The organism is Microbacterium oxydans (genome assembly GCF_000956405.1).
GTDB lineage: Bacteria > Actinomycetota > Actinomycetes > Actinomycetales > Microbacteriaceae > Microbacterium > Microbacterium oxydans_C.
Window position 1 is genome coordinate 161,213 of sequence record NZ_JYIV01000029.1, and the last position, 21,236, is coordinate 182,448.

The window sequence follows — 21,236 nt, forward strand, 5'->3', positions numbered from 1 at the left end:
CGTTACGACTCGGTGAAGCGCTGACGCTCTGCGTCGATATCACGCAGGCGCATCCGCAGTGCACGACCGCCGTCGGAGTCGGCGGGCACCCGCTGCACCGCGCCGAGGAGCTCCTGCTTCTCGTGCTCGAGCTGCCGGAGCACGAGCCGCCGCGCGAGGTCGGCCACGGTGGCGACAGCGCGCTCCTCCGTGCGCTCCGGGAAAGGGGTCATCAGCAGCTCCCCCGCGAGAGAACGGTATGGCTCCCGGACGCTGTTGACGGCTTCGGTCACCCAGCCTGCCCTGGTGCGGTCGGGAGCGGCGGCCACGGCTTCACGGACCGCGTCCAGACCGGGAGTGCGGAACGGGGCCTCGAGCGCCCTGTTGAGAAGACCCTGATCGACCTGGTGCCCGTACTGGAGGGCGCCCATGAGCGCATCGCGCTCGACGGCGACGTCGGGGCTGCGCGGCAGACTCGCCAACGTGACCGGAGCGACGACGGGCGCGCCGGTCGTCGAATCGATCTGCGGAGTCTCCCGTCGCGCCTGCTGCGGCGCCGAACCGCCTCGCGCTGCACGCTCGACCTCGCTGCGCACCTCGGTGGGGTCCATGCCGAGCCGGCGGGCCAGCACACGCTCGTATCCCGGGCGCAGAAGCTGGTCCCGGATCTCGGCCACGATCGGAGCCGCCGCGCGCAGAGCGCCGACCCGCCCCTCGACGGTGGAGAGGTCGAAGCCGCCGAGCTTGCGATCGATCGCGAACTCGAACATCGGCTGCTTGGTGTCCATCAGCCCACGAACGGCGGCGTCTCCGCGCTGGAGGCGCAGATCGCACGGGTCGAGGCCGTCGGGCGCGACGGCGACGAACGTCTGCGCGTTGAACCGATCGTCTTCCGTGAAGGCGCGCAGCGCAGCCTTCTGACCGGCCTCGTCACCGTCGAAGGTGAAGACCACCTCGCCTGACGCGTTGTCATCGCCCATCACGCGGCGCAGCACCTTGATGTGCTCGGTGCCGAACGCCGTTCCACAGGTCGCGATCGCCGTCGTGAGGCCGGCGAGATGGCAGGCCATCACGTCGGTGTAGCCCTCGACGACGACGACTCGGCGAGGATCACCTCTGGCGATGTCGCGCTTGGCGAGGTCGAGTCCGTAGAGCACCTGCGCCTTCTTGTAAATCGGCGTCTCCGGGGTGTTCAGATACTTCGGTCCCTGGTCGTCGTCGAACAGCTTGCGTGCACCGAAGCCGATCGTCTGCCCCGACACGTCCCTGATCGGCCACACCAGACGCCCGCGGAATCGGTCGTAGACGCCGCGCTGTCCCGTGGAGACGAGGCCGGCGTTGCTGAGCTCCTCGCGGGTGAACCCCTGCGCGGTGAGCGCCTTGAGCATGCCGTCCCAGCCGCGCGGAGCGAAGCCGACTCCGAAGTGCGCGGCAGCACCTGCGTCGAACCCGCGCTCCCCGAGGAAACGGCGTCCTGCCTCAGCGTCCGGGGTGAGCAGCTGTGCGCGGAAGAACTCCGCGGCCGCCGTGTTGGCCGCGTACAGGCGACTGCGCCCGCTCGTCTCGGGGGCGGCTCCGCCGTCCTCGTAGTGCAACGTGTACCCGATGCGGCCGGCGAGACGCTCGACCGCTTCCGTGAAGCTGACGTGGTCCATCTCCCGCAGGAAGGAGTACACGTCCCCAGATTCGCCGCAGCCGAAGCAGTGGTAGTACCCCACCTGCTGCCGCACATGGAAACTCGGGCTCTTCTCGTCGTGGAAAGGGCACAGCCCCTTGAGAGACCCGACCCCGGCCGGCTTCAGCGCCACGCGCTCACCGATGATGTCGGCGATGTTCGTCCGCGCCTTCACTTCGTCGACATCGGCCTGACGGATCCGCGGCATCAGTGCGCTCTTTCAGCGACCGGCACGCGCTCGGTGTGCGGCCGCGCTCCTGGCCGGGCGTGACGGGGCGTCCAGATGCCCACCTCTGCCGGATCGATCTCGCCGACGAGACGGTTGTGCCAGTCGATCGCACTCTGGTCCGTGAGGCTCGCGATCTGATCCACCACGACCCTGGCACGCTCCGCGTCGCTCTCCGCCGCGATGAAGTCGGCGGCGAACGCGGGCTCGAGCACATCGGAGCCGGCGGACCACAGCGCATCGGTCGACCAGAGCGCGTCGGCCAGCCGCTTGAGCACTCGCCGCTGCTCCTTGTACACGCCCTTGCGCGCCTCGATCGTGACTATCGCCTGGCCCATGATGCCCTTCAACACGGCGATCTCGACCTCGATCACGCGCGGGACGATGACGTGGGCGTTGTAGCGAACCAGAGCCTTGGCACCATACGCCTCCCTCGTGGCGGAGACCGAGGCACGGGCGAAGCGTCCGATCAGGTCACTCGTGAGGTTCTTGAGGCGCGCGAGAGCCTGGCGCGAGCGGTCGAACGACGAGAGCCACATCGGCTGCGATGCGAGACGGTAGAGCGCATCGGCGAGCTCGTCCCGCGTGAAGTCATACCCGACCCACTGCTGGATACGCCCGACGAGCGCGTCGTGCTGAGCGGGGTCGGCGAGCTGGGCGACGTCGACGTAGCCGTTGACGATCGCGTCCTCGAAGTCGTGGACCGAGTAGGCGATATCGTCCGAAAGGTCCATGATCTCGGCCTCGATGCACCGGAGCCGCCCGGGGGCACCCTCTCGCATCCAGCGGAACACCGCCTCGTCCTCCGGGTACACGCCGAATTTCAGACGTCCGCCGGGATCGGGGATGGGACTGTCGACCGTCCAGGGGTACTTGCACGTCGCGTCGAGGCTCGCACGGGTCAGGTTCAGGCCCACCGAACGGTCCTGGTCGTCGAGGACCTTCGCCTCGAGCCGAGACAGGATACGCAGCGACTGGGCGTTCCCCTCGAACCCGCCGATCGGCTCTGCCCACTCGTTCAATGCCCGCTCGCCGTTGTGTCCGAACGGAGGATGCCCCAGGTCGTGACTCAGGCACGCCGTGTCGACGACGTCAGCCGACACGTCGAGAGCGACCGCGAGCTCTCGCCCGACCTGAGCGACCTCGAGCGAATGCGTCAAGCGGTTGCGTGCGAAGTCCGCGGTGCTGGCAGGGCTGAGCACCTGCGTCTTGGCGGCGAGTCGGCGCAGCGCAGCCGAGTGCAGGACCCGGGCGCGATCGCGAGCGAAATCGTTGCGCTCCGAACGATGGGTCTCGGCGAAGAAGCGTTCGGCGTCCCGTGCGTCGTAGCCGTCGGCGCGCAGGCCGCCCTGGGGGTCAACCGCCACTGTTCTCGATCTCCGCTCCACGCATCATCTCGGAAGTATCGGACGCGATCTCCCTCGACTCCAACCACTTGTCCGGCAGGGCCGTGCGCTTCGGGTGCCCTGCCCGCCCGCGCTGCCCCTCGGCATCCGCACCAGGATAGGGCGCGGTGTGATCGAGGCGTCCGAGCAGGTCGTCGATCTCGGCGAGGCTCGAGGCCGTGGCCAATCCGGTGCGGATGTCGCCCCCGACGGGGTAGCCCTTGAAGTACCAGGACACGTGCTTGCGGATGTCTCGGCACCCTCGGTCCTCGTCCTCGAAGAACTCGACCAGCAGCTCGGCATGACGACGGAAGGCGTTCGCGACGAAACCGAGCGTCGCATCGACGGTCTTGCCCTCTCCACCGAAGGCCGTCGCCAGCTCGCCGAACAGCCACGGGCGCCCCAGGCATCCGCGACCGACCACGACGCCGTCGCAATCGGTCTGCGCCATCATCCGCACCGCGTCGTCGGCGGACCAGATATCGCCGTTTCCCAGCACCGGGATGCTCGTGACAGCCTGCTTCAGTTCCCCGATCGCGTTCCAGTCCGCGAACCCCGAGTAGTACTCTCCGGCAGTCCTGGCGTGCAGCGCCACGGCGGCGGCCCCGGCGTCTTCGGCCGCACGCCCTGCGTCGAGGAACGTGAGGTGATCCTTGTCGATGCCTTTACGCATCTTCACCGTGAGCGGGATGTCGCCGGCGGCCTTGACGGCCTGATCCACGATGTCGGCGAACAGCTTCGACTTCCACGGCAGCGCCGCTCCCCCGCCGCGGCGCGTGACCTTCGGCACCGGGCATCCGAAGTTCAGGTCGATGTGGTCGGCGTGATCCTCGGCGACGATGATCCGCACGGCCTCGGCGATGGTCTTCGGGTCGACACCGTAGAGCTGGATGGACCGCGGTGTCTCGGACTCGTGGTGCCGGATGAGCCGCATGGTGGTCTCGTTGCGTTCGACCAGCGCGCGCGAGGTGATCATCTCGCTGACGTAGAGACCGGCGCCGTACTCGCGACAGAGACGCCGGAAGGCGGTGTTGGTGATCCCCGCCATGGGTGCGAGGACGACCGGCACGTCGAGATCGATCGGGCCGATGCGAAGGGGGCGGGCGGGTGCGGTGGCGAGAGTCATGTCCTCTTCATTCTCCCAGACGCGGAGCCCGGAGGGATGCGGCGATCTAAGCTGTGCATATGACCGAATCCTCGCTCCGTACGATCCCGTTCACCGACGCGAAGGGCGAGGAGAAGACGCTCGACGATCTCGGCGCCGACGTGGTTCTCGTCGTCAACGTCGCGTCCAAGTGCGGGCTGACCCCGCAGTACGAGCAGCTGGAGGAGCTGCAGCGTCTGTACGGCGACCGCGGGTTCACCGTCGTCGGCTTCCCGTGCAACCAGTTCTTCGGTCAGGAGCCCGGCTCGGTCGACGACATCCTCGAGTTCTGCTCGACGACCTACGGCGTGACCTTCCCCGTCAACGACAAGGTCAAGGTGAACGGCAAGAACGCCGCCGAGCTCTACAAGGCCCTCAAGGAGACGCCCGACGCGGGCGGTAAAGCCGGACGCGTGGAGTGGAACTTCGAGAAGTTCCTCGTGCTGCCGGACGGGGACGTCCTGCGCTTCCGTCCGAAGCAGAAGCCGGACGCCCCCGAGATCGTCAACGCGATCGAAGCGGCACTGACCCGCTAGGCCCGTATCTCAGCTCGGCGGGCGCTGCTCGCGGCTCTAGCGTGGGCTGGTCAGCGCCTCATCGACCCCCGGCAGCTACCGCTCCCTCCCGGTTTGTCTCCCTGTCAATGGCCGCCCAGCGCTTTAGGGCCGTCCTCGTGCGGGGGGCGACGCGTCGTGATCGAAGCCGACGGCGCCGCGGAACGCGTCGCCCCCCAGTACCTGACGCCTCGACGAGGTGTCGATGAGGCGCTTCCGTAGCTGTCGAGTGCCGTCTCTCAACACGCGGCCAGCGGACCACGACCAGGGAACCTCCGACGGTCGACCGAATCCCTACCGCACTCTACGCAATGCGCTGAGGACCAGTAGCTCTCGGCAACCCTCGCACCTGTCCCACGACATAATTGCAGATCTGTATCCGAGATGGATGTCGTATGCGGCCACTATCTTCCTCGCATGGACGTTCTGCTCTGGATCGGCTGGTTCTGCACCCTCGTGGTTCTATTCTTCATGGTCGTCATCAGCCTGTTCGGCTCACTGGCCTTGAAAGCACCCAACTAGGATTTAGAGTTCTTGGCGCTCGCTTACCACGACTGGACCAGACGTCGGCTCGACGACCGGAAACTATCGACGTCCGAGGAGCTGCACCTGCGGCGGTACATCGGGCAGAAGCAGGTGGCGGAAGAACCGGACCTTGAAGAACGAGCGCGAATAGTACGAACCATCACCGTGCTCATCGGAGCCGACGACCACGACGCTCTCCAGGCGCAGCTCGACACGCGGAGCGAGGAGTTACTCATGACGGCACTCACCGATGTCTTCAAGTCGGTCGAGAACATTTCCAATCTCAACGTAGCGAGCCGGGTGTGGGTCCTTCGTCGTCGGGCCGCCTTGTCAGTTGTGCTCTGGCACGGTCTGAAGTGGTTCCTCCCTCGATGTTTCAGGCAGGTCGCGAGGGTGATCGAACGCTACATGGCCGCAGCAACCATCCTGGGAATCGCAGGTGGACTACTCGTGTGGGGATTCAGCCGCGACCTCGGAGAGTCAAAGGAAGGCGGAATCGCATGGGTGAACTTCGTCGGCGTCGTCGTGACCGTGGGCACCGTCGTCGCTCTGGTTCTTGCTGTGGGCCGACAGTTCTGGCAGGTCGCCGTCGCTGCAATCGGCCCAGCTCGCACGTGGACGAAAAAGGGCATCCTAAGCGCCACGCTTCTCTTCGGGTTCGCGGCCGGAATGATCACCCTGGTCAGGACCGGAGCGTGGGAGCAGTGGCAACGCGATGCAGGCAAGTTCCTCACAGAAGTGCTGACTGATACTCACGTGGGCGACTGGGTCGGGAAGATTCTCCTCGTCGCCGTGATCATCTTCATGATCTATCGCGCTCTTCGGTGGGCACGAGCAAAGAGCATCAAGGTGAGTGACCGCATCACTGCTGTAGGTGTCGCAATCGCATTCACCACGACGGGCGCACTGCTTATCCTCTTCATCTTCGATGCCCCGAAAGAGGTCGCGCTGCCCATGCTCTACGCCACCGGGCATGTGATCGCCTTCTTAGGCTTGCTGAACGCGATCTTCAGTGTTGTCGGCTGGATCGGAAAGTACACAGCGCTTCGCCAATCGGGCATCGAGATACGACGAGGCTGGTTCCGATGGTGGATTCTGTGGACATGGTTCAGCATTGCGATTGTACTGTCCGCCCTCGCCTCCATTCCGCCGCTTGCGTACCCAGCGTTGAACGATACGCCGTACTACTTGCCTTTCACTGCCGTAGCCACGCTCGCGACACTGACCCTCTTCCTATCCTTCTGGCCCGGCGTATTCACCGTGGCCCGCTTCGTCATTCGCGTGAACGACGCATACGCGCGACACGAGTTCGAACTAGGAAAGGCTCAACTGGGCGCAGCCATGAGTGCCGCCGCTACCGATAACCGGCCGGAGATGAGGTAGGTCAAGTTCGTTGCAGTGCCCCTTAGAGGACCGCACTGGGCCGAAGCGAATCGGTGAGGTCGCCCCAAGCTCTGGGCCGTTGAGCCCATGCCCGCGTTTTCGCTCCGGCGGTGCGCGCCACCGCGCGCCTCGTTCACCTGGCGGTCGTTCCCCCGTCATCGCGCGCCCCTAGTCTCGCCGCGGCGAACATCGCCCGAAGACGAAGGAGACCACGCATGCCCGACCGACTCCCGATCAGCCGCCGCACCATCCTGACCGCGGGAGCCCTGGGCGCTCTCGGCACCGCTCTCCCCCTCGGCGCCGCCGCCTCCGCGGATGTCCCGGCGTCACCCGCGGGAGCTGGTGCCGCGCGCGGCCTGCGGTTCCGAGCCGACGGCACCTTCAAGGTGGTGCAGTTCAACGACACGCAGGATGACGAGCTCACCGACCGCCGGACCGTGGAGCTGATGGAGAAGGTGCTCGACCAGGAGAAGCCGGACTTCGCGGTCATCAACGGCGACGTGATCACGGGCGGCTGCGAGACCCGCTTGGCCGTGAAGCAGGCGATCAACAACGTCGTCATGCCGATGGAGTCCCGCCGCATCCCGTGGGCGGTCACGTACGGCAACCACGACGAGGACTCGCTGCCGCAGTCGGGGGTAGACGAGGCGGGGATGCTGAAGATCTACCGCTCCTACGAGCACAACGTGAACGCCGAGGACACCCGCGGCGTGACGGGCACGAGCAACACGATCGTCACGATCGGGTCCTCGGCAAAGAAGAACCGCGAGGCGTTCGCGCTGTGGCTGATGGATTCCGGTCGCTACGCGCCCGACGCGCTCGCCGGCCAGGACTTCTCGGGCTACCCGGCATGGGACTGGCTGCGGATGGACCAGGTCGCCTGGTACCGCGAGCAGTCGCAGCGTCTGGAGCAGCGCCGCGGCCGCAAGGTGCCCGGCTTGATGTTCCTGCACATCGCACTGTGGGAGCACCGCTTCATGTGGTGGGGCGGCGTGGATACGCGCAGCGAGGCCGATGCCGCGCGCGGCCGTGCCCGCCACAGGATCATCGGAGAGCGCAACGAGGAGGAATGCCCCGGTCCGTTCAACTCGGGGATGTTCAACGCGATCCTCGAGCGCGGCGATGTGAAGGGCGTGTTCGTCGGACACGACCACATCAACGACTACGTCGGCGACTACTACGGCGTCCAGCTCGGCTACGCCCCCGGCACCGGCTTTGGCGCGTACGGCCTCGCCGGCGCGGAGCGCAATCGCATGCGCGGCGGACGCGTCTTCGAGCTGACGGAAGCCGGCGACGACGTGGCGATGGCGACGCGCGTGGTCTATGCGCGCGACCTGGGGATGGATCTCACCGCGAACGACCAGCCCATGGAGCCGGTGCCGCTCGGCCCGCGACAGCAGCGGGTCTGAGCCGACGCACAGAGACGGCGGGAACCCGATCGGGTTCCCGCCGTGCGTCCTGTCAGGTCGACTCAGGCCTCGACAGACTCGACCGGCTCATTCCGCTTGGCCCAGAGGTCGCGGAGCACGTTCTCGAAGGCCGCAGGCGGCTGCGCGCCGCTGATGCCGTACTGGCCGTCGACGACGAAGAACGGCACGCCCTGGATGCCGTAGGCACGGGCCTGCGCCTGGTCCTGTCGAACGGCGGGCAGGTACTGCTCGCTCTCGAGCGCTGCGCGAGCACGATCCGCGTCCAGGCCGACCTCGACAGCCAGCTCGACCAGATCGTCGATACGGCCGACGTGCTTGCCTTCGGTGAAGTAGGCGGACATGAGCCGCTCTTCCATCTCGTGCTGCAGCCCCTCGGCCTTGGCGAAGTGCAGCAGCTCGTGCGCCTTCACCGTGTTCGTGTGCTGCAGCAGATCGAAGCGGTACTCGAGGCCGGCGTTCGCCGCCACGCCCGTCACGTTCGAGAGCATCTGCTCGACCTGCTCGCGCGGCATGCCCTTGTGTCCGGCGAGGAAGTCGATCTCATCACCGTCGAAGTCGACGGGAGTATCGGGCGAGAGCTCGAACGAGTGGAAGGTGATGTTGACCTGCGGTGCGTCCTCATCAGCCGCGACCGCTTCGAGACCCTTCTCGAGATTGCGCTTGCCGATGTAGCACCAGGGGCAGGCGATGTCGGACCAGATGTCGATGGAGATGGGTTCAGTCACACTGTCATGCAACCGCATGCACCTTCGGGCTATTCCGAACCCGATCCGAGCCGCGGATAGGATTCTCGGATGCTCTCCGCCGACGACCCGCTGCCTTCCGTCCCCGAGCGCGTGCTCGTCGCCGGCGTCTCAGGGTCCGGCAAGACCACGCTCGCCCGACGGCTGGCCTGCCTGTGGAACCTGCGCCATGTGGAGATCGACGGCCTGTTCCACGGCCCCGAGTGGACGCCGCGCCCCGAGTTCCTCGACGACGTGCGGGCCTTTGCTGCGGAGGAGCACTGGATCACCGAGTGGCAGTACACCAGCAAGGGAACAGACGACATCCTCCCCCCGCGCGCACAGCTCGCGATCTGGCTCGACTATCCGTACCGCGTGGTGCGAGGCCGCCTGATCCGGCGCACGCTGGCTCGAGGCGTGCTGCGACTCGAACTCTGGAACGGCAACCGTGAGAAGGGGCCGTGGAGCATGCTCAGCCGCGACCCGGAGGAGAACATCCTCGCCTGGCAGGCGGCGACACGTCACAAGTGGACGGAGCGCTTCCCCGCGTTGCAGGAGCGCTTCCCGCACCTCACGATCGTCCGTCTCCGTCATCCGCGGGAGACGAGACGGTGGCTGCGGGCTCAGGCAGAGGCGTCGGGAACGTCGATCGCACCGCCGAAGCGACGGTCCCTCGACAGATAGACCTCGATCGCCCGCCACAGCTCCTCCCGCGAGAAGTCCGGCCACAGAGTATCGAGGAAGACCATCTCGGCGTAGGCGGACTGCCACAGCAGGAAGTTCGAGGTGCGCTGTTCACCCGAGCTGCGCAGGAACAGATCGACGTCCGGCATCTCGGGCACGTACAGATGACGGCGGATCATCTTCTCGGTGATCGCCTTGGGCTTCACCCGCCCTGCTGCGACGTCGTCGGCGATCGCCCGCATCGCATCCACGAGTTCGACCCTGCCGCCGTAGTTGACGCACATCGTGAGTGTGAGCACGTCGTTGTCGCGGGTCAGTCGCTCAGCGTGCTGCAGCTCCTTGATGACGCTGCCCCACAGGCGCGGCTTGCGTCCCGCCCAGCGGATGCGCACACCCCATTCGTTGAGCTGATCGCGACGGCGGTGCAGGACGTCGCGGTTGTAACCCATCAGGAAACGGACCTCTTCCGGGGAACGCGCCCAGTTCTCGGTCGAGAAGGCGTACACCGAGAGGTGCTTGACCCCCGCCTGGATCGCGCCGGCGACCACATCGAGCAGGACCTCCTCCCCCGCCTTGTGCCCTTCGATGCGGTTGAGTCCCCGGCGGTTCGCCCACCGGCCGTTGCCGTCCATGACGATCGCCACGTGCTCGGGCACGGCCCGGAACGCGGGCGGGTACGCACCCGTCCAATCCAGAGGTCGATAGGGGACGGCGTCCTTATGCGTGTAGGGCTTCGGGCTCACCGTGCTCCTTCTGAAGTGATGTCTGACACGTGGGAGAGAGAGCGGATGCCGCGCTCCAGGTGCCATTGGGCGTAGGCGGAGACGAGCCCCGAGGCTGCGGCGGTGTCGGCGTGCGAGGCGGCATCGATCACGTCCCACTCCCCCGAGATGAGCGAACGGAGCAATGCCAGAGTCTTCTCCGCGACGCGCGGGCTTCCTGCCGGGGCGCAGTTCTGGCACACGAGTCCACCCAGCTGAGCGACGAACCGCGAATGCGGACCGGGCGTGCCGCAGCGGGCGCACTCGTCGAGCGAGGGGGCCCATCCCGACAGCGACATCACCCGCAGCAGGTACGAGTCGAGGATGCTCCGTGCGACATGCTCTCCGCGTGAGAGCGCACGCAGTCCACCGACGAGCAGCAGGTACTGGTCGGGCGTCGCCTCCGCGTCGCTCAGACGGTCCGCCGTCTCCACCATCGCGTTCGCCGCGGTGAAACGGTCGTAGTGCGCGGCGATGTCGGTGCCGTACGAGCCGAGGGACTCCGCCTGCTGCACGATGTCGAGCGAGCGACCCTGGTAGAGCTGCACGTCGGCGACCATGAAGGGCTCGAGTCTGGCCCCGAACTTCGACGACGTCCGCCGCACGCCCTTCGCGACCGCTCGCACCTTGCCGTGGCGCCGAGAGAGCATCGTGACGATGCGATCCGCCTCACCGAGTTTGTGGGTGCGCAGGATCACCGCTTCGTCTCGATAGGTGGGCACCCTTCGATTATCCTCCGTGCGCGAGAATGAACGGGTGACCGAACCGCTCTTCATCATTCCGCTCTGGGCGGACCTGCTCGGTGTCGGCCTCGGCGGGGTCCAGGGTGCGATGTTCGCATCGGGTTTCCAGGGCCAGCGGCGGCTCGACTGGCTCGGGGTGGCCATCATCGGCATCATGATCGGGATGGGCGGCGGTCTGATCCGCGACATCCTGCTCGGCCAGACTCCCGCGACTCTCCAGAATCAGTGGTATCTGGTCACTGCGGCGGGCGCCGCGCTTCTGGGCATGCTGCTCGCCGGGCTCTTCACCCGTCTGAACACCGCCATCGTGGTGCTCGACGCCGTGGTGATCGGCATGTTCGGCGCCTTCGGAACGAGCAAGGCCCTCGCCTTCGGGATTCCCGAGGTGCCGGCGGTCTTCATCGGCGTGTGCGCTGCGGTCGGAGGAAGCGTGCTCCGCGACATGCTGATGGGCCTGCCGACCGCGATCATGCACGTGGGCTCGCTGTACGCCGTGGCGGCCGGCGCGGGGTGCACGTTCATCGTGATCGCCGTCGCGGTGGGCATGCCCATTCCCCTCGCGGCGGTCATCGGCATCGTCGTGACCGCCGTGATCCGCATCCTCGCGGTCACGTTCGACGTCTCGCTCCCGGAGCAGCGCCGTCTCTACCGCCGTAAGGTCGCCGCCGAGACCGGCGCCATCGCGATCGTCAAGCCCCAGGACTGACTTCGAATCGCGCGAATGGTTCCATCCGGTGGCCGGATACGACCAATCGCGCGATTCGAAAGAGGATCAGACGGCGGCGAGCTCCTGCTGACGGCTGCGGATCGACCGGTTCACACCGGACACGATCGCCTTGAGCGATGCGGTCGAGATGTCGCCGTCGATGCCGACACCCCACAGCCGCTGGTCGCCGACCTGCAGCTCGACGTAGGCCGCAGCCTGCGCGTCCCCGCCGGCGCTGAGAGCGTGCTCGACGTAGTCGTAGACCGTGATGTCGAAGCCCTGCCCCCGCAGCACCTCGACGAACGCCGCGACTGGACCGTTGCCGTTGCCCGTGACGGACACCTGCTTGTCGTCATCGCGCAGCACCACATCGAGCGCCACGTCGCCGGACATGTCGCTGCGGGTCTGGGTCGCGAGCAGCTCGAAACGCCCCCACTTGGCTGCCGTGTCGACGGCGGGGAGGTACTCGTCGTTGAAGATCGACCAGATCTGCTCGCTGGTGACCTCTCCGCCCTCGGCATCCGTCTTGGCCTGCACGACACCCGAGAACTCGATCTGCAGCTTGCGGGGCAGGTCGATCGCGTGGTCGGCCTTGAGCAGATAGGCGACCCCGCCCTTGCCCGACTGCGAGTTCACACGGATCACGGCCTCGTACGAACGGCCGAGGTCCTTCGGGTCGACGGGCAGGTACGGCACCGCCCACTCGATCTCGTCGACCGTGACGCCCTGCGCCTCGGCCTTGGCGGCCATGGCCTCGAACCCCTTCTTGATCGCGTCCTGGTGGGAGCCGCTGAATGCCGTGAAGACGAGGTCGCCCGCCCACGGACTGCGCTCGGGCACCGGCAGCTGGTTGCAGTACTCCACCGTGCGCTTGACCTGGTCGATGTCGCTGAAGTCGATCTGCGGGTCGATGCCCTGCGTGAACATGTTGATGCCCAGCGCGACGAGGTCGACGTTGCCCGTGCGCTCCCCGTTGCCGAACAGGCAGCCTTCGATGCGGTCGGCACCGGCCATGTACCCGAGTTCGGCGGCGGCGATCGCGGTACCGCGGTCGTTGTGCGGGTGCAGCGACAGGATCACGTTCTCGCGGTGCGCGAGGTTGCGGCTCATCCACTCGATCGAGTCGGCGTACACGTTCGGCGATGCCATCTCGACCGTCGCCGGGAGGTTGATGATGACCTTGCGGTCGGGGGTGGGTTCGAAGACCTCAATCACCTGGTTGCAGATGTCCACGGCGAACTCGAGCTCGGTCCCTGTGTAGCTCTCTGGCGAGTACTCGTAGTACACCTTCGTGTCGGGGATCGTCTTCTCGAACTGGCGGCACAGCCGAGCTCCTTCGAGCGCGATGTCGATGATGCCCTGCTTGTCGGTGCGGAAGACGACCTCGCGCTGCAGCACGCTCGTGGAGTTGTACAGGTGCACGATGGCCTGCTTGGCTCCCGCGATCGACTCGTACGTACGGGCGATCAGGTGCTCGCGCGCCTGGGTCAGGACCTGGATAGTGACGTCGTCGGGGATCAGGTTCTCTTCGATCAGCTGACGCACGAAGTCGAAGTCCGTCTGGCTCGCAGAGGGGAAGCCGACCTCGATCTCCTTGTACCCCATGCTGACGAGCAGCTCGAACATGACGCGTTTACGCTCGGGCGACATCGGGTCGATGAGGGCCTGGTTGCCGTCGCGGAGGTCGACCGCGCACCAGCGAGGCGCCTCGGTGATGCGGGCATCGGGCCAGGTGCGGTCAGGCAGGTGGACGGTGATCTGCTCGTGGAACGGCCGGTACTTGTGGATCGGCATCGCGGAGGGGCGCTGACTGTTCTGCATGATGGGGCTTCTTCTCTTCGTCAAGATGAACGGGCCAACACAAGCGCCGCGACGAGGAAGGCCCTAGCTTTAGGACTCGTCGCGGCAGCTAAGAAGAAGCAGACCGCCGAAAGGCATGTGGTCATGCTAGCAGGGTTGCCGGCGCGGTTCGGACGGGGGTGAGACGTTTCCTGCACCGTCGACACTCGTCGATATGAGCACATCACCGCGTCGCCTGACCATCGCCGTCGCCTCCGCCCTCGGACTCATCTTCCTCAGCGCATGCACCTCCGGTCCCGGGAGCTCCGCGGCTCCGACGAGCACGTCCACCCCGTCCGGGCAGGCACTCGAAGACGTCCGACCTGCTCTCCCGGAAGGGCGCTTCATCGGCGTGGGCACGGTTCTCGACGTGGCGGGCGAGGTGCAGCTGTGCCTGGGAGCGATCATGGAGTCGTACCCACCCCAGTGCAGCGGCGTACCTCTCGATGACTGGTCCTGGGACGGAGTCGATGGCAGCGAGTCCAGCGGAGAGACGACCTGGGGCGCCTACGCCGTCTACGCGACATACGACGGTGAACGGCTCACCAACACCGATCCGCCGATCATGCTCGCGCTCTTCGACCCGATCGCACCGGAGGATCCGACGAACGGCGTCGACGGCACGACGCCGGCCGACGAACTCACCCGGATCCAGGACGACATCTCCGCCCGTCTCGGCGACGAGGCGCTCACGGTGCATACGGACCGCGGCTACGTCTGGGTCGGCGTCGTGTGGGACGACGGGACCATCCAGAAAGCAGCGGACGCGGAGTACGGCGACGACGTGGTGCTCGTGACCTCGGCGCTCCGGGAGATCGACTGACCTAAGGGATCAGGGCGAGCTTGCCGCCGGGGTGGCCTGTCGCGAGCAGCCGATGGGCCGCGCGCGCCTCGGAAAGCGGAAAGGTGCGAGCCACGGGAACGACGAGATCGCCGTTCTGCGCCAAAGCGATCAGCTCGCTGCGGACCTCATCCCGGAAACGTGCGCTCTCTGGCATCGATCCGGCGATGGCGAGGATGCCATCGGTCCTCGCCCGGTCAGCCGCGGCGATGGTCACGATCCGTCGACGGTCGCCGACCAGTTCGAGCGATGCGTCCACCGCTTCGCCCGTCCCCACCGCGTCCAACGCCGCGGCGATCGGCCCGACCGCCAGAGCGCGCACACGCGTCGCGAGTCCCAGACCGTAGTGCACGGGGAGGCCGCCGAATCGTCGCACCTCGTCGAACCGGGACTCGCTCGCTGTTCCGACGACCCGTATGCCACGGAGCCGTGCTTGCTGGAGCACGCTCACGCCGACGGCCCCCGAGGCCCCGTGCAGCAGGATCGTCTCCCCCGGTGCCGCACCGGTGACGGCGAGCATCTCCGCCGCCGTCGTGCCCACGAGGAGCAGGTTCGCCGCCTCCGGATGCGTGAGTGTCGACGGCTTCGCGAACACCTTCTCGGCCGGGACGGTGACCTCGGTCGCATAGCCTCCTCGCACGCGGAAGGCGATGACCTCGTCGCCGACGTCGACGGCGCCCGAACCGATCCGAGTATCCGGGCCGATGGCCGAGATCTCTCCCGAGACCTCGTACCCGATCGGCACCGGCAGCTCCATGTCCGGACGGACAGCAGCGACATGTTTCGCATCGGCGGGGTTCACTCCGGCGGCGAAGACGCGGATGCTGACCTTCCCCTGCTCCGGAGCGGGCACGTCGTGATCGACGAACTGCCAGTGGTCGGGCGAGCCCCAGCTCGTGGCGACCCACTGCCGTGCTCGAGAGACAGCCTCCGACATCGCCGAGCCCTGCTCAGAGGAAGCAGCGGAGGTTGTCGACCGGGCCTGCGAGGTTCGCCCAGCTCCCCGCGTTGACCGTGGCGACAACGGTGCTGCTGTTTCGGGCCTGCACATAGCCGGATCCCCGCGCATCGGCGACCGACTTCGCGATGAACGTGGAGGGGATCGTGTTCACGCTGCACACGCTGAACGTCAACCTGTTGCCGCCGAGCGACGAGGCGCTGTAGGCGCAGAAGCGATCGGTCGCACAGCTCCCGACCGAAAGCGCCGACCGGAGCGAGACCGTACCGATCGTGAGTTCCATGCCGAGCGCCGGCCACACCGCATTCGTCGAATCGATGATCACACCGCCGGGCACTTCCTCGAGCATCGCGATGATCTCGGGAGCGACCGCGTCATCGCCTTCGGCTGCCGCCTGCGCGGGTGCCGCACCGAGAAGGAACATCACGCTCAGCAGCGTCACCGCGACGATACTCTTCCATCTCATCGGATCTCCTCCTCGTCGAGGTCCCACATCTGATACGAGATGATCGAGCCGGCGGCGAACACGTCGTCTGCGATCAGGACGGTGCGTTCGACGCCGACGATCCTGCCGGTGTCGCGGGAGACCAGGATCAGATCGCTCGCTGCACCGTCCGGGGACACGACCCTGATGCCGTTCACGTCCCGACCCAGACGGTCCTTCGTCATCCCGAGGGCTTCCCCGCCCTGCGCCTCCTCGAAGAGGGAGAGCAGCTCGCGGTGCTGCGCGTTCGTGAGCGTCCATTGATCCAGGACAGAGGTGAAAGCCACTTCGACGTCGTACGCCGTCGGGTTCTCCGGCATGCCGAAGGCCCGGAGGATCGCGATCATGTCCTGACGCGTCTCGCCCGGCACTTCGGTCCACGGGGTGTAGAAATCGCCCGGGGCCATCACGAGGTCGGTGACGACCTCCCCGCTGCTGGTCACCTCGGCGGCGTTGCTCGCCACCGCGTCCTCCGGATCGTAGGGCACGCCGGCGACGATCGTCATCCGACCGGACCCGTCCGGTTCCCACGTGAGCGTGGAGAGCTGCGGGACGACCTTGCTGACCTTCGCCTCGACCTCGACCGAGAACCCCCAGAAGGCGGTCCGAACAGCGCGCTCCGGCGTGGCAGGACCGGAAGCCGCGGCGAGACTCGCGTCGGCATCGTCGACCACCTGCGCGACCGTGCTCGAACCTTCGAAGTCGAGAGGCGACGGCATCCCGGCCACCGCCGCACCCTGCGGCGCGAGGACGGCGAAGGCCAGCGCCGTGGACGCCGCCACGGCGGTGAGACCGGTTGCCCAGCCGAGGGTACGCCTACGGCGACGCTTCGGCGCGACGTCCGTGCGGAGGATGCGATCCCTGGTCGCGAGAGCCCTGGCATCGGGCGCCGCCTCACGCGGCGTCGGTGCGGGATCGGCGTCGATCAGCATCCGTTCGAGTACGGCGTCGTCAATCATCACCCGTTATCAGCCCCTCCAGACCCAGCTCCGCACGCAGGCGTTCCCGCGCACGTCCCAGCGACTTCCGCACCCGGAACTCGGAAGTGCGCGACAACTCCGCGATCTCCCCCACCGTGAGTCCGTCCCAGTACGTGAGCATGATGATACGCCGTTGGCGCGGAGTGAGGACAGCCAAAGCCCGCATGACCGCCACTCTGCCGGCCTGATCGGGTTCACACTCGTCGCCGGATACTCCGAGATGCACGGCGTCGAACACGCCGTGCGGTGCGGACGTACGACCGGAGCGGGCGCGCAGTCGTCGATCCGCCTCGCGCAGAAGCCAGACCCGACTCGGGGGGCGGGCAGGGCGCAGCTTCGTCCAGGCGAGCAGGAAGACCTCCGAGACGATCTCGGTGACTTCCCCCTCCATGCCGACGACACCCTCGATGTGGTGTCGCACTGCAGCCCAGTGTTCATCGAATACACGACTGAAGACCTCGTCACGCAGCGGATTCGGGTCTTCGCTGCGGCCGATCATGTCGTCGGGGTCGGCGGTCTTCCCGCCGCCATCGACGTGGTGCCGGATGTCATCTCAGAACCCGAGTCGGCCGAGCTGCTTCGGGTCGCGCTGCCATTCCTTCGCGACCTTGACGTGCAGCCCGAGGAAGACCCGCGTTCCCAGCAGCTCCTCGATGCCCGCACGCGCTCGTGCGCCCACCTCGCTGAGCCGCTTGCCCTTGTGCCCGATGATGATCGCCTTCTGGCTATCGCGTTCCACGACGATCGATGCGTGCACGTCGGTGAGGTCGGTTCCCTCTCTCGGCGCGATGTCGTCGATGACGACGGCTATCGAGTGCGGGAGCTCGTCGCGCACGCCCTCGAGAGCGGCCTCGCGGATCATCTCGGCGATCCGGTCTTCCTGCGTCTCATCGGTCGTGATCCCTTCCGGGTACAGCGCGGGGCCCTTCGGCATCAGCGTCAGGATCTCGTCCGACAGCACATCGAGCTGTTCACGGGTCAGCGCGGAGAGCGGGATGACCGCGGCCCAGTCCTCGCGCAGCGAGTCGACCTCCATCAGACGTTCCGTGACCTCGTCGCGGCCGGCAGCGTCCATCTTCGTCACGATCGCGATCTTCTTCGCCCGCGGATAGCCGTCGAGCGAGGCCGCGATCCGCCTGTCCCCCGGTCCGACCTTCTCGTTCGCGGGAACGCAGAAGCCGATGACGTCCACGTCACCGAGCACCTGCTCCACGAGGTCGTTCAGCCGCTCGCCGAGCAGCGTGCGCGGCTTGTGGATGCCGGGGGTGTCGACGATGACGAGCTGCCCCTCCGGGCGATTGACGATGCCGCGGATCGCCCGACGCGTTGTCTGCGGCTTCTCGCTCGTGATCGCGATCTTCTCGCCGACGAGGGCGTTCGTGAGCGTCGACTTCCCGACATTGGGGCGGCCGACGAAGGTCACGAAACCGCTTCGGGTGTCGTCAGTCATCGTCTCGATCTCCTTCATCCTGCGAAGCGTCGGGTTCCCCCGCCGCACGTTCCACGAACACCGTCGCGATTCCTCGCCCGCGCCCCCTCGACGCGCCACCGGTGAGCACCAGACCCTCCACGGTCGCGGTCGCACCGGGTTGCGGAACCTGTCCCAGCGCCTTTCCGAGCAGACCGCCGATCGAGTCCACATCCTCGTCCTCGAGCTCGAGGCCGAACAGATCGCCGACATCCTCGAGCGACAGGCGAGCACTCACCCGGTACCGTCCGTGACCGAGGTCGACGAACTCCGCCGATACCTGATCGTACTCGTCGGAGATCTCGCCGACGAGCTCCTCGATGAGGTCCTCGAGGGTCACGAGACCCGAGATCCCCCCGTGCTCATCGATCACCAGACAGACATGCACGGCGTCGCGCTTCATCTGCTGCAGGAGGGTCTCCGCTCGCATCGACTCGGGGACGAAGGTCGCCGGCCTCGCGATCGGACGGATCGACGCCGCGCGCCACGCGCTGTCGTCGCGGTAGGCGAACTGCACGAGATCCTTGAGGTACAGCACTCCCACGACATCGTCGGCCTCGTCGTCGACGACGGGCATCCGGGAGACACCACGATTGAGGAAGAGCGACATCGCCTCATCGGTGGTCGCCGTGGCATCGACCGTCACCATCTCGGTGCGCGGCACCATCACGGCGCGCACGAACTGATCGGTGAAATCGAAGACGGAGTGGATGAGGTCGCGGTCGTCCTCCTCGATGAGATCGTTCGACGCCGCCTCGTCGACCATGCTGAGCAGCTGATCCTCACTGGTGAACGAGCTGCGACCTGTTCCGGGGGTGACCCGGTTTCCGAGCACGACAAGACCTTGCGCGAGAGGGCCGAGGATGATGCGGAGGCCGCGCACGATCGACGCGGTACCGCGGATCATGCCCTCGGCGTGCTGACGTCCGAACGACCGCGGGCTGGCTCCCACGAGCACGAAGGTGATCGCCGTCATGAGCACGGCGGCAGCGAGCATCGCCCACCAGTTGTTCTCGATCAGGATCGTGAAGGCGACCGTCACGAGCACGGCGGCGGTGACCTCCGCGAGGACGCGGATGAACGCCACCGCGTTCACGTGGGCATCGAGGTCGGCGGCGATGCGCTCCAAGGCCCTGGCTCTGCGTCCCTCCGTCGCCATGTCGGCGAGTCCGGCACGCGAGGTGACGCCGTATGCCGCGTCGATCGCGGCCATGAGACCACCGAAGGCCACAAGCAGCACGGCGGCGATCAGGAGGAGGACAGCAGTCATCGTCGGCGTTCAGCAGCCGCGAAACCCTGGATCAGCTCCTTCTGCAGCCCGAACATCTCACGCTCCTCGTCGGGCTCGGCGTGGTCGAAGCCGAGGAGGTGCAGCAGACCGTGTGTCGTGAGCAGGATGAGCTCGTCCATCAGCGTGTGTCCCGCCGCCTGCGCCTGAGTCTCGGCCACCTGCGGGCAGAGCACGATGTCGCCGAGCAGGCCAGGGGCCGTCGGGCGGTCCTCGGTGCCGGGGCGCAGTTCATCCATCGGGAAGCTGAGCACGTCCGTGGGGCCGGGCTCGTCCATCCACTGCACGTGGAGCGCCTCCATCGCGCCTTCGTCGACCAGGACGATGGCCACCTCGGCATCTGGGCTGACGTGCAGCTGCGCGAGGTTGAAGTCGGTCAGTCGCTGCAGCACGGTCTCGTCGACATCGATGGCCGACTCGTTGTTGATCTCGATCATGAGAGTCCTCGTTTCGGGGCGCGATCACGCGGTCCTGGTCGTTGTGCTCCCCGGCGTTCGGCACGGTTGGCGAACTCTGCCGCCTGCTCGCGCTCGAATCGCTGCGCGGTGCGCTTCTCGTCGTACTCGCTGTATGCGTCGACGATGCGTCCGACCAGCGAGTGCCGCACGACGTCGTCGCTGGTGAGCCGGGAGAAGTGGATGTCGTCGATGCCGTCGAGCACGCGGGTGACGAGACGGAGTCCCGACGATCCCTGCGGGAGGTCGACTTGCGTGATGTCGCCGGTCACGACCATCCGCGTGCCGAACCCGAGGCGCGTGAGGAACATCTTCATCTGCTCCGGCGTGGTGTTCTGGGCTTCGTCGAGGACGACGAACGAGTCGTTCAGGGTGCGCCCGCGCATGTACGCGAGGGGTGCCACCTCGATCGTTCCGGTCGCCATCAGACGCGGAACGATCTCCGGGTCCATCATCTCGTTGAGCGCGTCGTACAGCGGGCGAAGGTACGGATCGATCTTGTCGGTGAGGGTGCCGGGGAGGAAACCGAGCCGCTCCCCTGCTTCGACCGCGGGACGCGTGAGGATGATCCGGGTGACCTCCTTGCGTTGGAGTGCCTGCACCGCCTTCGCCATCGCAAGGTAGGTCTTGCCGGTTCCTGCGGGACCGATGCCGAACACGATCGTGTTCTCCTCGATCGCGTCCACATACTCCTTCTGCCCCGGAGTCTTCGGACGGATGACCTTGCCGCGCGTGGACAGGATCGCCTCTCCCAGCACCTCGCTGGGGCGGGGTCCGCCTTCCTGCCGCAGCATGCGTGCGGAACTGGACACGTCGCTCGGGGCCAGATCCTGCCCCGCCTTCGTCATGGCGAGCAGTTCCTCGACCAGCGCCTTCGCATTCGCGACCGCCTCTGCGCTGCCGCTGAGCGTGATCTCGTTGCCCCGGACGAGCACCTGCACGTCGCGGTGTTCGCGCTCCAGCATGCGCAGCAGCCGGTCCTGCGGGCCGAGCAGCTGCACCATCG

Annotated in this window: 21 protein-coding genes; 6 read left to right on the forward strand and 15 right to left on the reverse strand. The window is 66.8% G+C overall.

The genetic code is table 11. The features are described from left to right. Nucleotides 1-2 precede the first annotated feature (2 nt). The 3 genes from dnaG to dusB are packed head-to-tail and all read right to left on the reverse strand — an operon-like array spanning nucleotide 3 to nucleotide 4,391. Nucleotides 3-1,862: a DNA primase gene (dnaG, locus tag RN51_RS15220; RefSeq protein ID WP_045264881.1), complete on the reverse strand. Its 1,860-nt coding sequence runs from the start codon at nucleotides 1,860-1,862 to the stop codon at nucleotides 3-5. Beyond that, nucleotides 1,862-3,247, reverse strand: a complete 1,386-nt coding sequence (locus RN51_RS15225; RefSeq protein ID WP_045264882.1) for a deoxyguanosinetriphosphate triphosphohydrolase — start codon at nucleotides 3,245-3,247, stop codon at nucleotides 1,862-1,864. The genes dnaG and RN51_RS15225 overlap by 1 nt, the downstream gene beginning before the upstream one ends. Beyond that, a complete protein-coding gene (gene dusB, locus RN51_RS15230) occupies nucleotides 3,237-4,391 on the reverse strand; it encodes a tRNA dihydrouridine synthase DusB (RefSeq protein ID WP_045264883.1) in 1,155 nt (384 codons plus the stop codon). Before dusB ends, RN51_RS15225 begins: the two co-directional genes overlap by 11 nt. Nucleotides 4,392-4,450: 59 nt before the next feature. Here dusB and RN51_RS15235 point away from each other — a divergent pair, with 59 nt between their 5' ends. From RN51_RS15235 to RN51_RS15245, 3 genes are all read left to right on the forward strand, one after another. Then, on the forward strand, nucleotides 4,451-4,945 hold the full coding sequence (locus RN51_RS15235; protein WP_045264884.1) for a glutathione peroxidase: 495 nt from the start codon (nucleotides 4,451-4,453) through the stop codon (nucleotides 4,943-4,945). A 552-nt stretch (nucleotides 4,946-5,497) separates the two neighbouring features. Then, nucleotides 5,498-6,871: a hypothetical protein gene (locus tag RN51_RS15240; protein ID WP_045264885.1), complete on the forward strand. Its 1,374-nt coding sequence runs from the start codon at nucleotides 5,498-5,500 to the stop codon at nucleotides 6,869-6,871. A 215-nt stretch (nucleotides 6,872-7,086) separates the two neighbouring features. Beyond that, nucleotides 7,087-8,280 (forward strand): metallophosphoesterase family protein, encoded by a 1,194-nt coding sequence (locus tag RN51_RS15245; protein ID WP_045264886.1) that lies wholly within the window; start codon nucleotides 7,087-7,089, stop codon nucleotides 8,278-8,280. Nucleotides 8,281-8,342: 62 nt separating this feature from the next. On the opposite strand, the gene RN51_RS15250 is transcribed toward RN51_RS15245, so the two are convergent. Then, on the reverse strand, nucleotides 8,343-9,026 hold the full coding sequence (locus tag RN51_RS15250; protein WP_045264934.1) for a DsbA family oxidoreductase: 684 nt from the start codon (nucleotides 9,024-9,026) through the stop codon (nucleotides 8,343-8,345). Between the two features lie 69 nt (nucleotides 9,027-9,095). Between RN51_RS15250 and RN51_RS15255 the strand changes: the two genes are divergently transcribed. Then, complete coding sequence (locus tag RN51_RS15255; protein ID WP_045264887.1) at nucleotides 9,096-9,707, forward strand: ATPase AAA; 612 nt, start codon at nucleotides 9,096-9,098, stop codon at nucleotides 9,705-9,707. Here RN51_RS15255 and RN51_RS15260 read toward each other — a convergent pair. Together RN51_RS15260 and recO are read right to left on the reverse strand one after the other, a co-directional pair. After that, complete coding sequence (locus RN51_RS15260) at nucleotides 9,647-10,450, reverse strand: isoprenyl transferase (RefSeq protein WP_045264888.1); 804 nt, start codon at nucleotides 10,448-10,450, stop codon at nucleotides 9,647-9,649. The two genes, RN51_RS15255 and RN51_RS15260, sit on opposite strands and share 61 nt — an antisense overlap. Next, nucleotides 10,447-11,190 carry a DNA repair protein RecO gene (recO, locus tag RN51_RS15265; protein ID WP_045264889.1) on the reverse strand — a complete coding sequence of 248 codons (744 nt, stop codon included), beginning with the start codon at nucleotides 11,188-11,190 and terminating at the stop codon, nucleotides 10,447-10,449. Before recO ends, RN51_RS15260 begins: the two co-directional genes overlap by 4 nt. Before the next feature lie 34 nt (nucleotides 11,191-11,224). Here recO and RN51_RS15270 point away from each other — a divergent pair, with 34 nt between their 5' ends. Further along, nucleotides 11,225-11,917: a trimeric intracellular cation channel family protein gene (locus RN51_RS15270; protein WP_045264890.1), complete on the forward strand. Its 693-nt coding sequence runs from the start codon at nucleotides 11,225-11,227 to the stop codon at nucleotides 11,915-11,917. 66 nt (nucleotides 11,918-11,983) lie between these two features. Here the strand turns inward: RN51_RS15270 and leuA are convergent, their stop codons facing one another. Continuing rightward, entirely contained in the window at nucleotides 11,984-13,738 is a 1,755-nt protein-coding gene (gene leuA, locus RN51_RS15275) for a 2-isopropylmalate synthase (RefSeq protein ID WP_045264891.1), read from the reverse strand. Nucleotides 13,739-13,931: 193 nt separating this feature from the next. Here leuA and RN51_RS15280 point away from each other — a divergent pair, with 193 nt between their 5' ends. Further along, the gene (locus RN51_RS15280) at nucleotides 13,932-14,579 is read left to right on the forward strand and encodes a hypothetical protein (protein WP_045264892.1); all 648 of its coding nucleotides are present in this window, start codon (nucleotides 13,932-13,934) and stop codon (nucleotides 14,577-14,579) included. Between the two features lies 1 nt (nucleotide 14,580). Here RN51_RS15280 and RN51_RS15285 read toward each other — a convergent pair whose 3' ends face one another. Genes RN51_RS15285 through RN51_RS15320 form a run of 8 tightly spaced genes read right to left on the reverse strand, consistent with a single transcriptional unit; the run spans nucleotide 14,581 to nucleotide 21,234 of the window. Further along, a complete protein-coding gene (locus RN51_RS15285; protein WP_045264893.1) occupies nucleotides 14,581-15,534 on the reverse strand; it encodes an NADP-dependent oxidoreductase in 954 nt (317 codons plus the stop codon). Nucleotides 15,535-15,547: 13 nt separating this feature from the next. After that, entirely contained in the window at nucleotides 15,548-16,021 is a 474-nt protein-coding gene (locus tag RN51_RS15290; protein WP_045264894.1) for a hypothetical protein, read from the reverse strand. Next, a complete protein-coding gene (locus RN51_RS15295) occupies nucleotides 16,018-16,998 on the reverse strand; it encodes a hypothetical protein (protein WP_045264895.1) in 981 nt (326 codons plus the stop codon). Before RN51_RS15295 ends, RN51_RS15290 begins: the two co-directional genes overlap by 4 nt. After that, complete coding sequence (locus RN51_RS15300; RefSeq protein WP_045264896.1) at nucleotides 16,991-17,518, reverse strand: RNA polymerase sigma factor; 528 nt, start codon at nucleotides 17,516-17,518, stop codon at nucleotides 16,991-16,993. Before RN51_RS15300 ends, RN51_RS15295 begins: the two co-directional genes overlap by 8 nt. 54 nt (nucleotides 17,519-17,572) lie before the next feature. Continuing rightward, the gene (gene era, locus RN51_RS15305; RefSeq protein ID WP_045264935.1) at nucleotides 17,573-18,469 is read right to left on the reverse strand and encodes a GTPase Era; all 897 of its coding nucleotides are present in this window, start codon (nucleotides 18,467-18,469) and stop codon (nucleotides 17,573-17,575) included. Next, nucleotides 18,462-19,757 (reverse strand): hemolysin family protein, encoded by a 1,296-nt coding sequence (locus RN51_RS15310; protein ID WP_045264897.1) that lies wholly within the window; start codon nucleotides 19,755-19,757, stop codon nucleotides 18,462-18,464. The genes era and RN51_RS15310 overlap by 8 nt, the downstream gene beginning before the upstream one ends. Then, the gene (gene ybeY, locus RN51_RS15315; protein ID WP_017202321.1) at nucleotides 19,754-20,212 is read right to left on the reverse strand and encodes an rRNA maturation RNase YbeY; all 459 of its coding nucleotides are present in this window, start codon (nucleotides 20,210-20,212) and stop codon (nucleotides 19,754-19,756) included. The genes RN51_RS15310 and ybeY overlap by 4 nt, the downstream gene beginning before the upstream one ends. Next, nucleotides 20,209-21,234: a PhoH family protein gene (locus tag RN51_RS15320; protein ID WP_231579319.1), complete on the reverse strand. Its 1,026-nt coding sequence runs from the start codon at nucleotides 21,232-21,234 to the stop codon at nucleotides 20,209-20,211. Before RN51_RS15320 ends, ybeY begins: the two co-directional genes overlap by 4 nt. Nucleotides 21,235-21,236: the final 2 nt, after the last annotated feature.